This is a genomic window from Vreelandella subterranea, assembly GCF_900111305.1.
In the GTDB taxonomy this organism is placed as follows: Bacteria; Pseudomonadota; Gammaproteobacteria; order Pseudomonadales; family Halomonadaceae; genus Vreelandella; species Vreelandella subterranea.
The window spans coordinates 22108-37653 of record NZ_FOGS01000014.1; the positions used below are offsets into that span (position 1 = coordinate 22108).

The window sequence follows — 15546 nt, forward strand, 5'->3', positions numbered from 1 at the left end:
TAAACGTGCCTATGGGGTGTTCAGGAGGTGCGGGTGGTCCGAGCGGCAGGCATAAAGGTCGCCAGAGGGCAGGGCGTCTGCCCCCTCGTTAAGCCATTGGCGAGTCGCCTCCGGTGTCTGCCATTCTTTCCAGCGAAAATGGCGCTGCTCGCCGACGACGACATTGTAGCGATAATCGCCCAGGTGGCTTAACCGGTCGATGCATTCATGGCTGACCTTGAGAGCGCCGGTTACGAATTCCACCGATAGTGCTGCCACGGGATAGCTTAGCCCGGCCAATACCTCGGCTTCAAAGCCTTCCACATCGATCTTGATGAAACTGGGCTCGCCGTAGTCGGTAATGAGTCGATCGAGCGTGATGACGGGAACGCTCAGGCGTTGCTCCCAGCGCACCTGGCTAAAGCCCGCGTTGTGTTGGCCGATCTGCTCGCGCCATTCGCTGGCGAGGGTCGAGAGCGTGGGGTTGGCGCTGCTGATGGCAATTTCGGCAACGCCCTCGGTGGAGCCTGCCGCCACCGGCAGCAGGGTGACGGAGGGCGTTTTTACGATGCGCTTGAACCACAGCGCGAGAACGGGCTGCGGCTCCAGGGCGATCACCCGGGCGCCCAGCGCGTAAAAGGCGGCGCTTCGGTCACCCAGGTGGGCACCAATATCAAATGCGGGTTTGCCCGGCACAATGAACGGCCGGTAAAGCTGCTTAAGCCCCCGCTGGCGTCCTGGACGCCAGTAGATGAACAGCGAGCGGGCAAGTCCGCTCGCTTGACGCAGCCGTTGTCCATACCCGAACGGCATTAGTGGGGCTCCTTGAAGGTGGCTGACGAAGCAGTGAGCGCCTTTTGAGCAAAGTGACTGAAGGACTGGTCAGGCATCTCTCCACTGCGCTCCGCGGGTAATGGTGCCAGCGGCAACGGCTGTTGGGAGGCCGGGTCCAGCGGACAAGGATCGCTATTGGCGACCAGGCTTTCAAAGGCATCCAGTAACGGTGGCTTGAACGTGCAGCTGGGGGTGTTGAGCAGTCCCAGTTGACTGATAAAACCGCCCCAGGTGGCACTGCTGGAATATTTGACCAAGGGGGCAGCGCCTACCAGCCCAAGCCAGGCAGGCGTCAGCCAGCCGAATGCCGTGGGTGAGAAGGCGGCCATGATGCCTGCCCAGAGCAGTCCGCTCAGGGTCATCCAGCCGGTGTGCTGCCAGGTTTCCCGCCAACTGAGCGAGCGTTCGCCGCGTGTTTGGGTTTGCCACTCGATGGCACGGCCCAGCAGGACGCTGATAATGAACAGGCTATGCCAGGCCATCATCAGTGGCGCGATCAAGGCGGCGAACAGCATTTCCAGACAGGTACTCACCAGCAAACGTAGCCGACCGCCGAAGGCATGGGGGGTTTGACCCAAGGCCAACAGGCAACCCAGCAGCTTGGGGGCCAGCAGCATGCCCAGGGTAATCGACAGCAGCCCGAGCGAGAGCGGCTGGGGAAGCGTCCTGGCGGTGACATCGCCAAATACCTGGTAGGTCACTAATACGCTGGTGCAGATCAACAAGCCCAGCCATACCAGCGAGGATAAAAAGGCAAAGGCACCGTAGAAAAAATGCAGTCGGCTAAGCGGGTGCAGACCTGACCCGCCGAGTAAGCGAAGGTGTTGGAGATTCCCTTGCAGCCAGCGTCGGTCGCGTTTGGCAAAGTCCAGCAAGTTACTCGGCATGGCTTCAAAGCTATTGTGGGAGGCGCTGACGTAAGGGTCGTGCCGCGAAACGGCCGTGGTCACGGTGGTGTCCAGCAACACCTGCCAGCCACCGCGTTTAAGCAGGGCAGCCTCGACAAAGTCATGGCTGAGTATCTCACCGCCCAGCGGCGGCTTGCCGGGCAGCGTGGGCAGGCCTGCATGGTTCATGAACGCTCGGGTGCGAATAATGGCGTTATGGCCCCAGTAGTTGGCCGTATCGCCCTGCCAGAAGCTCTGACCGGCCGCGAGCATGGGGCTGTACAGCGCTGAGGCAAACTGGGTGAAGCGGCCGAACAGCGTCTTCTGGCCCACCGGCATTGGCACCGTCTGGATCAGGCCAATGCCGGGCTGGCGCTGCATGCGCTGAACCATGCGTAACAGTGTCGCGCCACTCATCAGGCTATCGGCATCCAGCACGACCATAAAATCATAATGCCGCCCCCAGCGGCGGCAGAATTCGGCAATGTTGCCCGCTTTGCGGCCTTGGTTGTTGAGCCGCCGCCGGTAATGGATGGCAAGCTCACCCGCAAAACGGTGCTGCAAAGCCGCGACGTGAGCCTCCTCTATCTGGGCCTGATCAGCGTCCTGGGTGTCGCTTAGAACAAAAATATCAAAATGCTCGCCGAGTGGGCGTGCCGCCTCGCTGGCGTCTTTATCGTCAAGCGAGTGCTGCATAAGCGAACGGCAGGTGGCTTCCAGGCCAGCAAAGGTGGGCACTGGCGGCTCGGCGTAAATCGGCATGACCACGGCCGTCCGACTGACCAGTAACCGTGCGTTGGGGACTTCGTGATTGAGCCTGCGCAGGCTTAGTGGGTCAAGTCTTAGTGCGCATACCACAAAGCCGCATAGGGCGTTCCAGAATGCCAGCGCGACCCAGGTGAACGTCAGTGCGAACAACACAAGCATCGATACCTGCCAGCCCAATGCAAGGCTCGATGTGACCTGGTACATGGCAACACACCCAGCAACACTCGATGCCAGTACCGCGATGGCCAACAGCGCACGGCGCGTTTTCAGCCAGGGAATTGCGGGGGCCAGCGGATCTGTATCAATCATCGGGATACCACACATAGTTCCAGGTCTCGCTGACGGGCTTGCCTTCATGAGTTAGCCGTAGGCGAATATCGCTGGGTTGGTCGCTTGCGGGTAGCCGGAAGCTCGCCCGCCAGCCGCCATTGGGCAGCGCAGTGACCTGGGGCAGTGTCACTTCGCCTTGTTGAAGGCTGATGTCCAGTTGGACGGGCTGGTCGGCAGCGATGTCGTCAAGCGCACCGCCCTGGAAATCGACAATGAACTGGCGTTCGCCTTCAGTGATCTCCCCGGTTTGTCCTGGCACTTCGGCGCGGCCGTTACGAGTGCGCACCACGTGCCCTAATGTGTGGTGTTCGGGCGGCGAGTTGAGCGTATAGGTCTGGTAGTGCAGGCGGCGGGAATCGCCAGCTTGGAGTGGTTCCTCGGCGACCCAGTAGGCAACGATATTGTCGTGGGTTTCGTCCGGCGTGGGGATTTCCACCAGCTCAACGTGGCCCTCACCCCAGTCTTCGAGGGGGGCGACCCACTGGCTGGGGCGTCGGTGATATTGCGCTTCCGTATCCAGATAGCGGTTGAAATCACGCTCGCGCTGCATCAGTCCAAACCCTTGGGGGTTATCATCGAAGAAGGATGAAATGCGCACGCTGTCTGGGTTGCTCAGCGGCCGCCAGATCCACTCGTCGGTGCCGGTCTGTATCAGTAGCCCATCGGAGTCGTGAACCTGTGGGCGATAGTCATCCGGGCGTTCGCGACTGGCTTCACCAAAGGTAAACATGCTGGTCAGCGGGGCAACCCCCAGCTTGGCGATGTCGTCACGCGCAAACAGAGCCGCTTCGACCTCTACTTGCGTCCTGTCACCGGGCTGGATCACAAACCGGTAGGCGCCGCTAAGCGAAGGGCTATTCATCAGGGCAAGTACCTCGACCTGGCGGGCGTCCGCGTCGGGTTTGTGTAGCCAGAACTCGCGAAACGCTGGAAACTCTTCGCCATCGCTTGACGCGGTATCAATGGCTAATCCCCGAGACGATAAGCCGTAAACCTGGTCGCGGCCGACCAGCCGGAAATAGCTGGCACCTAGAAACACGGCAAATTCATCGGCATAGTCATCGCTATTAAGGGGGTAATGCAGGCGAAACCCTGCGTGGCCGCTGCCGGTCAGGTCGTGGTCGAGTAACTTACTCGCCTCGTTATCATAGGAGAAGTCATCTGTCGAAAAGGGCAAAGGGGCAACGTTGCCGTTTTCAATGACATTGATACGAACAGGCGTCCCGAACAAAAAACCGCTGTGAAACAGTTGCACGCTGAAGGGGCTTTCATCACGCCAGTAGGCGTTTGCAGGATCGAAGCGAATTTGCCGGTAGGTGTCATAGTCGATATTGCGCAGCGGTGCGGGGAGCTCGGCCTCTGACGATTGGTAAGGCGCGTCGGCCAGTTCTCGTGCCTGTTCGACCACGGCTGGATAGTGGGAGTGTTGATCCGCCATGGCTGGCACAGTGGCCAGCGAGATGATCGTGACGAGCAACCTTCCTTTTGTGTAGCGCATAACGGTGATGTCCTTTCAGCGGCGTGTGCTATCTGCCCTCTACCTCGGCCTATCTTCTACTCGGTCTATCTTCTACCACTTCGTGCAATTTTTAAACAATAGTTATACATTTAGTCAGTAAAGTACATGTCGAGTTCGTTTACCAGCATTGTCGTGATCGTGCGACGATAGGGCGCTCGACCACTTCAATGGCAACGGATGGCAAGCCTGCAATGCGGCGATTATGGATAGGAGCGGTAGCGCTCAATATAGGTTTGGTGGCCCCACTTTGGTGGCGCTTTGGCGATATTTCAGGGAGCCTGGTCGCCTGGGAGGCTTGGCTGGTCATGCCTCTCATGCTGCTCATGCCCCGGGGGAACTTGCGCTTGGGGCTTGGCATTGTACTAGCAAGCTGGCTCATCCTGGCCACGTTGATCAACCTTGGGGATGCGGCGACTTACACCGCCTTTGGTCGACCGTTAAACCTGTATCTCGACATGCCGCTGCTGGGCTCCATTGTCGACTTGCTAGTGGGTAATGTAGGCCAGGTCTGGGCAGTTTGCACAATAGTCGTGGCGGCTTCATTGCTTCTGCTATTGGCCTTTGGCGTTTTCAGGCTGCTATTACCGGGTAAGAGTTACCCGCTAAGGGGAAGTTCGAGAGGATGGGCACTGGCATTGCTGGCGTTCTCAAGCCTGGGGGCGGGACTGACCCTGGGTGGCATGTCGATCATTGAGCGTACCAGCCTGCCGGTGGTTAACGCGACCCATGTTCAGTGGTGGCAACTGGTCACGACCCATCAGGCCAAACAGGCGTTTGCACGAACGCTTGAGGCAGCGCCGATCGAGCAGCGCTCGCTCAATGGTTTGGCGGGTCGCCGGGTGCTGCTGACGTTTATCGAATCCTATGGTGTTACGGCGCTGGAGGACGATCGCTATCGCCCTGTCCTGGCACCTACCTTGGACGAGATCGAACGGCGGCTCGCCGAGCGGGAGATCAGTGTGGTATCGGGCCTGCTCGAATCGCCGATCCGTGGTGGTCAATCCTGGCTGGCCCACGCCACGGCGTTGAGCGGTTACACCATCGATAACCAGCTGTGGTATCAGCTATTGCTAGACAGCGATGCGACTACGCTGGTGGATGACTTTCGGGCTACCGGGCAGCGCACGCTGGTCGTGATGCCAGCGATTACCCAGCCCTGGCCGGAAGGCGCGGCCTACGGTTTTGATGAATTGGTGGCGGAGAAAGATATTGACTATCGGGGACCAGCGCTGAACTGGGTGACGATGCCGGACCAGTTTACCCTGGCCTATACCCAGCGCGAATTGCTGGATGAGTCACCTGTCTTTGCGCAGTTGGCGCTGATTTCGAGTCACGCACCATGGACGCCGATTTTGCCGGTACTGGATGACTGGTACAGCATTGGTGATGGCAGGATTTTTGCGCCTTGGGAAGACGCGGGGGATCCACCGGAAGTCCTGTGGCAGGACATCGAGCGTATTCGCGAGCACTATGCCTGGTCGGTGGACTACTCGGTCAGGACGGTTGGCCGCTGGGCCGAGCGCGTGGCGGACGACAATACATTGCTGATTGTGCTGGGCGACCATCAGCCGGCCCCGTTGATTACCGGCGACGACGCCAGCGGTGCCGTCCCCGTCCATATTATCAGCGGCGACCCCGACTTGCTGGTGCCGTTTCAGGCCCGGGGCTTTGTACCCGGCATGTGGCCGACGCCGGAAAGCCAGGCGCCCGCGGCTGAGCTGCGCCAGTTGCGACGCTGGCTGCACGCTGATTTTACCGCGGACGCTACCCGCTGACACCACGAACCAGCCGATGTTGCGGCCTACGCCCGCTAGTAAATCCGGTAATCGTGGAAATTGGCCAGCTTCTGCTGTTCTTGGATGGTTTTGCGGTAGCGCTTGTATTCCCACTGATACTGGGCCGGAGCAAGGGCAATGGCGGCCTCGACGCTGGCATTGACGCCGGTGGCTGACTGCAGGTCGTCTGGGTCGTAGACGCGCTCGTCGGCGTCGAGGAAGTGAATCTCAAACCCTTTCCCGGGCACGCGCAGGGCGACTCCTGTCACCACGCGGGCCTGGGTGCGTGCTACCAGTTTAGGCAACAGCGTGGCCGTGTAGGCATCGCGGCCGAAGAACGGTGCGAATACGCCACTGCCCCAGTCAGGCTCCTGGTCGGGCAGGATACCGATGGCTTCGCTGCGTTTGAGCGCCTTGAGCAGTGCCGCCACCCCGCGGGGGTTGGTAGGCACCAACTGCGCGCCCATGCGCTCGCGGCCCTGGCGGATAATCGGGTCAAGTGCGGCCATCTTGGGGGGCTCGTACATGGCAGTGAATGGAAAATGGCTCGACAGCCAGAAATTCAGCACTTCCCAGTTGCCGAAATGCGGCGCCAGTACAATCGCGCCGCGTCCTTCCGCCCTGGCGTTGTCCAGTTTGTCGCGGCCATGCACCGCTAAAATGCTGGCATCCACTTTATGAGGTTCCGCCATCCATGCATGGCCCAGTTCCAGCATGGTGGCGGTCGAGTGACGCAAACTGTGTTGGGCAAGTGTTTTACGTTTTAAAGCAGACAGGCGGGGATACACAACGTCCAGGTTGCGCTCCGTCACCTCGCGCTCTCGCTTGTTAAAGCGGTAAACCAGTGGACCCAGTCGTGAAGAGAGTCGCCACAGTCGCGCGAGCGGCCAGCTTGATAACGTACGCCATAACCAACTGATCGCACTGGCTTTCAAGCGCCGCACGCTGGCTCCACCCCGGTGTTGAGCCATGCTTAAAACAGCCAGGTGTCTACATTAGAGGGTGCACGTTGCTCCTGAAGCCCTTTAAAGCCTTTGACACAGCGCACGATGAGCCACACGGCCAGTGCCAGCATGAGCAGGAACCCAATGCCGATGACGGCCAGGACCAGGCAAAGGAGCCCGTAAACCATGCCCATCCAGAAAGTACGAATCTGGTAGCGGTAGTGTTCGTCCAGCCATTCAGGGCCTTTGCCTTTGTAGACGTAAGCGATGACGACACCGACAATCGACGTGAAGCCGAGGATAAAGCTTGCGAGATAGAGCGCATAGACCACCATCGCCATGGTGGTATCAGGTTTGCGCTGGTTTTCAGCCGCGCGCTCGGGCTCTCCGTTGACAACCGTTCCTTCAGTCGGCTTGTCCTGGCTGCTGTCTTGCATAACGTTTCCCTTTACGTGTTTTCGGAGTGATACTGTAACAATAAAAGATTTTTCTATCTTACTTCAGCGACCGCTATTATAGCGTGCCTGGTCAGCCTTGGCATTAACGTGCCGCCGGGCGGCAAATCTCGAGCAGGTTGCCGTCCGGGTCGCGTAAGTAAATCGACTCGATGGGCCCATTGGCGCCCTGGCGGGCCACCGGGCCCAGTTCGATATCAATGCCCAGGACGTCCAGGTGCTGTTTGAACTCGTCCAACGGTAGCTGGCAGCGCAGGCAGAGGTCCAGACTGCCAGGGGTGGGCGTCGCGGAAATGGGGGCGATATCGGTGTCGGTCTGGTGCAGACGCAATGCGGTATCGCCGAGCAGCAAATCCACCCGTTGAGCGTCTCGGTAGCGTACCTCCAGTCCCAGAACACGTGAGTAAAAATCCACCGCGCGACCCATGTCGGTCACGGTCACAACCAGATGGTCCAGACCTGAGAGCATGCCACTTTCCTTAATACAAAACAGTGAGCCAATGAAGACGACGACGCGGCGTTGCCCGCTATGTGATGAGGACGATGCCACCTTCTACCATCACGATCGTCGCCGAGACTATTTCCAGTGTGCTACCTGTGCACTGGTCTTCGTGCCACCAGAGCAGCATTTGAGCGCAGCCGCCGAAAAGGCAGAATACGACAAGCACCGGAACTCGCAGTATGATACGGGATATCGACGCTTTTTAGGGCGTTTATTTACCCCGCTGGCCGCTAAACTGACCCCCGGGGCCCGTGGGCTTGATTTTGGCTCTGGCCCAGGGCCCACGCTGTCGGTGATGTTCGCAGAGCAGGGCTACCCCATGTCAATTTATGACCCCTTTTATGCGCCAGAACAGCGGGTGCTTACGCATGAGTACGATTTTATCACCGCGACAGAAGTGGTCGAGCACCTGGCGCGGCCCGGCCCGGTGCTGGCTCAATTGGCTGGACTGCTCACGCCCGGAGGCTACCTCGGGTTGATGACCAAGCGGGTCACTTCCCCGGAAGCATTTGCCTGCTGGCACTATATTAGCGACCCTACGCATATCAGTTTTTTTAGTGAGGAGACCTTTCGCTGGTGGGCGCAAAAGAATAATTTAGTAGTGGAATTTCCTGGGCCAGACGTGGTTCTTCTATATAAAACGCTAACGTGAATAATTGTAACGTTAGAAAAGCATTGACTTTGCTCCCTTGAGGGTAATAATTGCGCGCCGCTATCCCGGCCTGACTCGATGCGCCAGGTGAGATAACGGTTTCTGTGAACCCATGTATTCGCGTTTTCACACCTGTTTTTCACCCCTTTAGGCAAGACGAGGTTTTCATGTCGCGGCAACTGCTGGCCATGGCGCTGGCCCCCCTGTTAGGGCTGTTCATTCTCGGGATCGGTAACGGCTTTCTCGCTACCTTGATCACCATCCGCCTGGATGCAGCGGGGGAGTCGGCCACGTTAATCGGTATTGTCTCGTCCGCCTACTTCATTGGCCTGGCACTGGGTGCCATGGTGAATGATCGCCTGTTGCTGCGTATCGGTCATATCCGTGCCTATGGTAGCTTTGCCTCGCTGGTGGCCGTGACGGTACTCCTACAGGGGCTATTCTTTGATCCCTGGGCCTGGTTCGTGCTGCGCTTGATCGGTGGCTGGGCCACGGTGGGCGTGTATCTGGTCATTGAAAGCTGGCTGTTGACCTCTGGCGACCAGAAGGTGCGCGGTCGTCTGCTCGCGCTGTATATGATCTCGTTGTATGCCGCCGGCGTGTTGGGCCAATTGCTGCTGGGCGTGACCGATGCCATGGGCATGACGGCACCGTTCATGGTAATCGGGCTTCTGGCGTCACTCTCGGTATTGCCGATGGCCATGATTCCCCGCGTATCACCGCTTATCGAGCATGCCGAACCGCTTCCTCCTCTGCGCCTGATTACCATGACGCCGACCGGTGTCATGGGCAGTCTGGGGTCGGGCATGGTGGTTGCGGCGGCATATACGCTGCTGCCGCTCTATTTACAGCGAATTGGCATGACGGTCAGCCAGGTCGGCCAGATGATGGCCGTGGTGATTATGGGCGCCATGCTGCTGCAGTATCCCATTGGTCGCTGGTCGGACCGCCACGACCGCCAGATGGTATTGATCGCGATCAGCGCTTTCTGCGTGCTGATCTCGGCGGCCATGCTGTGGTTGCCGCTCTCCACGCCAATGCTGGCGGTGCTGCTCTTCCTGCTGGGGGGCGGGGTATTTGCGCTTTATCCGGTAGCAGTCAGCCATGCGGCTGACCGTGCCCCGGCCGGTGCCCTGGTGCGTATGAGCCAGGGGCTGCTGTTGATCAACTCCATCGGGGCGACGATCAGCCCCTTGATGATCTCCCCGGTCATGACCGCCATGGGGGATGCCGGGCTGTTCTGGGCTTTCGGGGCGTTGAGTCTGTTCTTTGTGGTGTTCTTCAGCTGGCGTCGACGTGTCCGCCCCGCGCCTGTACCGGTGGCGCCGTTTACCGCCACGGCGCCGATGAGTTCTGCGGGTGCCGAGCTGGTGGTCACCGAGGAGTTGATGCAGGGAGCGCTGGAGCACGAGCATCTGGAGGATCTATCCGACCTGGTGCCCGATGTGGACGTGGCGGAACCTATTGTCGGGCCACCGCCTGAAGACGAAAGCCACATCGTTTATTACGATGATATCAAACAGACTGGTGAGCGGCATTGAAGGGCCTTCATTGCCTGGATGACGCCTTGTTGAGACCTTGGGCTAATGGTGTGTAGTGGCGAGGATTACTAGTATCCACTGCAGACTTTCAAACAATTGTTTAAAATCTCAGCCCGAGGTCTCGTTATGAACTATTACGCCGCGCCGGTACGCGATTTGCGCTTTGTACTTGAGGAACTGCTGGCGCATCGCTCGCTGAACCTGCCGGGCTTTGAAGAAGCCACCCCTGACCTGGTCGAGGCCGTGCTTGAAGAAGCAGCCAAGCTGGCCGGTGATGTCTGGGGGCCGCTGAACGATGTTGGCGATAAGCAGGGGGCGATGCGCCAAGCGGATGGCAGTGTAACGACGCCTGATGGCTTCGCGGCGGCTTACCAGGCATATGTGGAAGGGGGCTGGAACGGCATTGGCGTCTCTGAATCCCTGGGCGGACAAAATCTGCCGGAAGTGGTGGCCAGCGCCGTTCAGGAAATGCTTCACGGTGCCAATATGGCGTTGGGCCTGTGCCCCATGCTGACGGCCGGTGCCATCGAGGCCTTGGCCCACCATGGTAACGACGACCAAAAAGCGGTCTATCTCCCCAAGCTGGTAGAAGGTACCTGGACTGGCACCATGAACCTGACCGAGCCCCAGGCGGGCTCGGATCTTTCGAAAGTCCGAACCAAAGCCATTCCCGAAGGCGGTCATTACCGCATCAGCGGCCAGAAAATCTACATTACCTGGGGCGAGCACGACGCCGCCGAGAACATTATTCACCTGGTGCTGGCCCGCAAACCCGACGCCCCGGAAGGCAACAAAGGCATTTCGCTGTTTCTGGTGCCCAAATTTCTGGTCAACGACGACGGTTCCCTGGGGGAGCGCAACGACGTCACCTGCGCCTCCATTGAGCACAAGCTGGGTATTCATGGTTCGCCCACCTGCACCCTGAGCTTTGGCGAAAACGGCGGTGCAGTTGGTTATCTGGTCGGCGAGGAGGGGCGTGGCCTCAACCATATGTTCACCATGATGAACGAGGCGCGCCACAAGGTCGGCATTCAGGGCATTGGCGTGGCCGAGCGCGCCTGCCAGCATGCCTTTGCCTACGCCCTGGAGCGCACTCAGGGGCGTTCCACTAAAGCCCGGGGGGGTAAGGACTGCACCATCAGCGACCACCTTGATGTGCGCCGTATGCTGCTCTCCATGCGTTCACGTACCGATGCGCTGCGCGCCCTGGCGCTGTACTGCGCCGCCGAACTGGACACCGCTCGCCATGCGGAAAACAGCGATGCCCGCCAAACCGCCCAGGCCCGCGCCGATATTTTGATTCCCGTCATCAAGAGCTTCTCCACGGATCAGGCCGTGGATATTGCCTCCATGGGCATTCAGGTACACGGCGGCATGGGCTATGTGGAAGAGACTGGCGCCGCCCAGCTGCTGCGCGATGCCCGCATTGCACCGATTTACGAAGGCACCAACGGTATCCAGGCGCTCGATCTGGCGGGGCGGAAGCTCCAGCGTGACAACGGCGAAGCGCTCACCGCGCTCTTGAAAGAGGTCGCCGCGACGGTGGAGCAGCTCAACGCCGACCCCGCCTTGGCAGCATTGGGCCGCGGCTTGGCCGCCGGGCTTGACGATTTAAAGACCGCCCAGGCCATTGTGCTGGCAGAAGGTCAAGACCCCGATAGCGGCGCAGATGCCGTTCAGGCTTACGCGACTCCGTTTCTGAATCTGGCCGGGCATGTGTTGTGCGCGTGGCAGATGGGCCAGTCGGCGTTGAGTGCCAAAGCCGCCATTGATAATGGCAGCAATGATCCCTTCTATACTGCCAAGATGCGCAGCGCTGAATTTGCCATCACCCAGTGGCTGCCGGTAGGCAGGGCCCAGCGGGCGGTGATCGAGGCTGGTGTACAGTGTTTAAGCGACTTTGAGGTTCACTGACGCTAGCAGTTAGTTAGGCACCGCCGCCCTCAGAGGCGGCGGTGCTGTTTCTACGCGATCAATACAGTTATTTAAAACGGGCGCTTTTGAACAGCAATTCGCTCAGCAGTTTCAGCGAACTGCCAAAAACCTTGAAGGGCAAGATTCAGAAAATCGTATTGCGCGAAGGTGCCAAACAGCATCAATAATCGCCAATGGCGTTAGTCATCGACAGGGGAGAGAGTGTATGAGTAATCAGAATATCGGTGTCGTCGGCGCAGGCACCATGGGGCAGGGGATCGCCCAGGTGGCGGTTGCCAGTGGTTTTAATGTGCACCTTTACGATGTGGCCGAGGAGCCGCTCGGCCGTGCCAAGGCGAATATCAATAAAGGTTTGGGCAAGCTGGTCACGAAAGAAAAAATCAGCGAGGCGGATAAAGACGCCGCGCTGGCGCGCCTTGCTACCACGACTACACTGGACGCGCTAAGCAGCTGCGCGGTGATTATCGAAGCCGCTCCTGAACAGCCTGAACTAAAAGAGAAGCTGCTCCGTGACCTGAGTCAGCTGAGCAGCACCGCGATACTGGCCTCCAACACCTCGTCGCTATCGCTCACCCGTCTGGCAGCGGTGTGCGAACGGCCCGAGCGCGTGGTGGGCATGCACTTCTTCAACCCGGTGCCGGTACTCAAGCTGGTGGAAGTGATTCGCGCCGAGCAGACCGCCGATGCCACCGTGGCCGAGATTGAAAAACTCGCCAAGGCCCTTGGCAAAACCGCCGTGCCGGTGGGTGACGCACCTGGTTTTGCGGTCAATCGCTTACTCGTACCGATGATCAACGAAGCAGCCTTTATCGTCCAGGAAGGCACTGCAACGCCAGAAGCAGTGGACGACGCCATGAAGCTAGGGGCGGCTCATCCCATGGGGCCGCTAGCGCTGGCGGACCTGATTGGCCTGGATGTTTGTCTGGCGATTATGGATGTGCTCCAGGAGGGCTTTGGCGACCCCAAATACCGTCCCTGTCCGCTGCTCAAGCGCATGGTCGCGGCGGGCTATCTAGGCCGTAAGAGCGGTCGCGGTTTTTATCATTACGATTAGCTTGCACTGACTTGCAGAGCGCGGCATAAATAAGTGATTGCCACTCAACCAAGCGTTCGCTAGGGTTGATGGGTATTCATTTTAAAATTCCATAACAAATCAAATAAGGAGCCCATCATGAGCGAAGCAGTGATCGAAAAGATTGATAACGATGGGATGGTGCGCCTCACCATCAATCGTCCCAAAGCGCTGAATGCGTTGAATAGCGATGTACTCCTAGCGTTGGAAACGCATTTGGTGGAGCTTGAAGCCCACCCGAATTTGCGCGGCGTACTGCTTACCGGTGCCGGGGAGAAAGCCTTCGTGGCCGGTGCCGATATCACCGAAATGCGTGATAAAACACCTGAGGAAGCGCGGGACTTTGCCAGTCAAGCGCTGCGTACCATTAAACGCCTGGAGACGTTACCCGTGCCGGTGGTCGCGCTGGTGAACGGGTTTTGCCTTGGCGGCGGCTGCGAACTGGCACTGGCCTGCGACTGGGCGGTAGCCAGCGACAACGCCGTGTTCGGCCAACCGGAAGTGCTGCTGGGGGTCATCCCCGGCTTTGGCGGTACCCAGCGGCTGCCACGCCGCGTTGGCCCCGCCATGGCGATTGACCTGGTCACCACTGGACGCAAGATCGACGCCCAGGAGGCGCTGCGTATCGGCCTGGTGAACCGGGTCATGCCGCAAGCCGAGCTTGAGGGCTACGTTGAAGAGCTCACCAAACAGCTTAAAGGTAATGGCGCACAGGCGGTGCGCGGTGCCAAGCAGGCGGTCCACGACGGTTTGGATCAAGATCTGGACAGCGCGCTGGCGCTGGAAACCAGTCTGTTCGCCTTCTGCTTTGCCGGTAGTGAGCAGAAAGAGGGTATGTCCGCCTTTGTCGAGAAGCGCAAACCGAACTTTTAAGCGTTTGCTCATTCAATATTTGCTGATTTAGGGGGTGGCGCTTGCGTCACCCCCGTTTTATGCTCGGAGCAACATGGTGAAGCATTTCGTTCGATTAACGTCTGTGTTACCAGCACTGCAAGGAGCGCTGCATGTTTGATTTGTATATCGCCAACAAGAATTACTCTTCCTGGTCGCTGCGTCCTTGGATGTTGATGAAAGCGTTGGAAATTCCGTTTAACGAACATCTCATGCCGTTCGAGGGTGGCTTTGGTGCTAGTCATGAGGCGTTCAGGCGTTTTTCCCCTTCGGGGTTGGTTCCTTGCTTGGTGGATGGCGAGCTGGCCGTTTGGGATTCTCTGGCGATTGTCGAGTACCTGGCCGAGCAAAACACCAACGTATGGCCTGCAGATAAGGTAGCCCGTGCCTGGGCACGCTCAGCCGCTGCCGAAATGCACAGTGGCTTTGGCGCCTTACGCGACGAGTGCTCCATGAACTGCGGTGTGCGGGTTGAGTTAAACGGCTTGTCGGATAAGTTGAAGGCTGATGTGTACCGTCTGGATGCCCTATGGCAGCAGGGACTTGAGCGATTCGGCGGGCCCTTCCTGGCAGGCAAGCACTTCAGCGCTGTCGATGCGTTTTATGCGCCCGTGGCGTTCCGTGCGCAGACGTTCAACCTACCGCTCAGTGCACCGTCTCAGGCTTATGTGGAGCGCCTGCTGGCGCTGCCTGCCATGCAGGCCTGGTATCAAGCCGCCCTCGAAGAGCCGTGGCGCGAGCCGATGCACGAGGCCGAAACGCTAAAGAACGGCACCCTTAAAGCGGATCTCCGCCTGTCATGACCTGTCTATACCCTGTATCAGGTACACTGGCGTAAATTTTCGTTTGGAAACTGCAATGGCCCTTAGTGCAACGCCCTACAAAGTGGATATCAATCTGACCGATCTGGATCGCGGGGTGTATGAGACGCTGCGTTTTACCGTGGCACGTCATCCGTCAGAGACCGAAGAGCGCATGACCGCGCGCTTGCTTGCCTTTGTGCTTTGGTATGACGAAGCCCTTGCCTTCGGGCGTGGCCTTTCCGACGTCGATGAGCCCGCTTTGTGGGAAAAGAGCCTGGATGGCCGTGTGCTGCACTGGATTGAAGTCGGCCTGCCGGATGCTGAGCGCCTTACCTGGTGTTCCAGGCGGGCTGAGCGCGTATCGCTGCTTGCCTACGGTCGCGTAGATATGTGGGAGAGCAAGGTGCTGCCGAATGTGGCATCGTTGAAAAATGTGCATGTGGCGGGGCTGCCGCAGGAAGCACTCGCGACCATTGCCAAGGATCTGCCAAGGGCGATTAACTGGGCCGTGATGATCAGCGAAGGATCGATGTTCATTACCGATGAAAACGGCCAGCACGAGATTACCCCGCAATGGCTACTGCGCGACCGGTAACCTTTTTCTGTCTTAGGCCAATCCCCAGGCTTGCTATCATTCTGTACAATTACATACAATCAAC

14 protein-coding genes are annotated in these 15546 nt (G+C 58.8%); 8 read left to right on the forward strand and 6 right to left on the reverse strand.

Features of this window, described 5'->3' with window-relative positions:
• Window positions 1-9: 9 nt before the first annotated feature.
• From BMX75_RS16550 to BMX75_RS16560, 3 genes are read right to left on the reverse strand one after another with little or no spacing between them, the layout of a single operon-like run.
• The gene (locus tag BMX75_RS16550) at window positions 10-792 is read right to left on the reverse strand and encodes an FkbM family methyltransferase (RefSeq protein ID WP_092829806.1); all 783 of its coding nucleotides are present in this window, start codon (window positions 790-792) and stop codon (window positions 10-12) included.
• Window positions 792-2777, reverse strand: coding sequence for a glucans biosynthesis glucosyltransferase MdoH (gene mdoH, locus BMX75_RS16555; RefSeq protein WP_092829808.1), 1986 nt, complete (start codon window positions 2775-2777; stop codon window positions 792-794). Before mdoH ends, BMX75_RS16550 begins: the two co-directional genes overlap by 1 nt.
• On the reverse strand, window positions 2770-4296 hold the full coding sequence (locus BMX75_RS16560; protein WP_092829810.1) for an OpgD/OpgG family glucan biosynthesis protein: 1527 nt from the start codon (window positions 4294-4296) through the stop codon (window positions 2770-2772). Before BMX75_RS16560 ends, mdoH begins: the two co-directional genes overlap by 8 nt.
• Window positions 4297-4484: 188 nt before the next feature.
• Here BMX75_RS16560 and BMX75_RS16565 point away from each other — a divergent pair, with 188 nt between their 5' ends.
• Window positions 4485-6092, forward strand: a complete 1608-nt coding sequence (locus BMX75_RS16565; protein WP_245748617.1) for an alkaline phosphatase family protein — start codon at window positions 4485-4487, stop codon at window positions 6090-6092.
• Window positions 6093-6127: 35 nt separating this feature from the next.
• Here the strand turns inward: BMX75_RS16565 and BMX75_RS16570 are convergent, their stop codons facing one another.
• The 3 genes from BMX75_RS16570 to BMX75_RS16580 form a co-directional block, all read right to left on the reverse strand.
• Complete coding sequence (locus BMX75_RS16570; RefSeq protein ID WP_092829814.1) at window positions 6128-7063, reverse strand: lysophospholipid acyltransferase family protein; 936 nt, start codon at window positions 7061-7063, stop codon at window positions 6128-6130.
• A 2-nt stretch (window positions 7064-7065) separates the two neighbouring features.
• Entirely contained in the window at window positions 7066-7473 is a 408-nt protein-coding gene (locus BMX75_RS16575; RefSeq protein ID WP_092829816.1) for a DUF4870 family protein, read from the reverse strand.
• Between the two features lie 103 nt (window positions 7474-7576).
• Entirely contained in the window at window positions 7577-7960 is a 384-nt protein-coding gene (locus tag BMX75_RS16580) for a glyoxalase/bleomycin resistance/extradiol dioxygenase family protein (RefSeq protein WP_066318751.1), read from the reverse strand.
• Between the two features lie 31 nt (window positions 7961-7991).
• On the opposite strand from BMX75_RS16580, the gene BMX75_RS16585 reads away from it, so the two are divergent.
• The 7 genes from BMX75_RS16585 (at window position 7992) to BMX75_RS16615 (ending at window position 15482) form a co-directional block, all read left to right on the forward strand.
• Window positions 7992-8645, forward strand: coding sequence for a class I SAM-dependent methyltransferase (locus tag BMX75_RS16585; protein WP_245748618.1), 654 nt, complete (start codon window positions 7992-7994; stop codon window positions 8643-8645).
• 167 nt (window positions 8646-8812) lie between these two features.
• Window positions 8813-10186 carry an MFS transporter gene (locus BMX75_RS16590; protein ID WP_092829820.1) on the forward strand — a complete coding sequence of 458 codons (1374 nt, stop codon included), beginning with the start codon at window positions 8813-8815 and terminating at the stop codon, window positions 10184-10186.
• Window positions 10187-10312: 126 nt separating this feature from the next.
• A complete protein-coding gene (locus BMX75_RS16595; protein ID WP_092829822.1) occupies window positions 10313-12100 on the forward strand; it encodes an acyl-CoA dehydrogenase in 1788 nt (595 codons plus the stop codon).
• Between the two features lie 226 nt (window positions 12101-12326).
• The gene (locus BMX75_RS16600) at window positions 12327-13175 is read left to right on the forward strand and encodes a 3-hydroxybutyryl-CoA dehydrogenase (protein ID WP_092829824.1); all 849 of its coding nucleotides are present in this window, start codon (window positions 12327-12329) and stop codon (window positions 13173-13175) included.
• Window positions 13176-13292: 117 nt separating this feature from the next.
• The gene (locus BMX75_RS16605) at window positions 13293-14066 is read left to right on the forward strand and encodes an enoyl-CoA hydratase-related protein (protein ID WP_092829826.1); all 774 of its coding nucleotides are present in this window, start codon (window positions 13293-13295) and stop codon (window positions 14064-14066) included.
• Window positions 14067-14197: 131 nt separating this feature from the next.
• Window positions 14198-14887, forward strand: a complete 690-nt coding sequence (locus BMX75_RS16610) for a glutathione S-transferase family protein (RefSeq protein WP_092829828.1) — start codon at window positions 14198-14200, stop codon at window positions 14885-14887.
• Between the two features lie 55 nt (window positions 14888-14942).
• The gene (locus tag BMX75_RS16615) at window positions 14943-15482 is read left to right on the forward strand and encodes a YaeQ family protein (RefSeq protein ID WP_092829830.1); all 540 of its coding nucleotides are present in this window, start codon (window positions 14943-14945) and stop codon (window positions 15480-15482) included.
• Window positions 15483-15546: the final 64 nt, after the last annotated feature.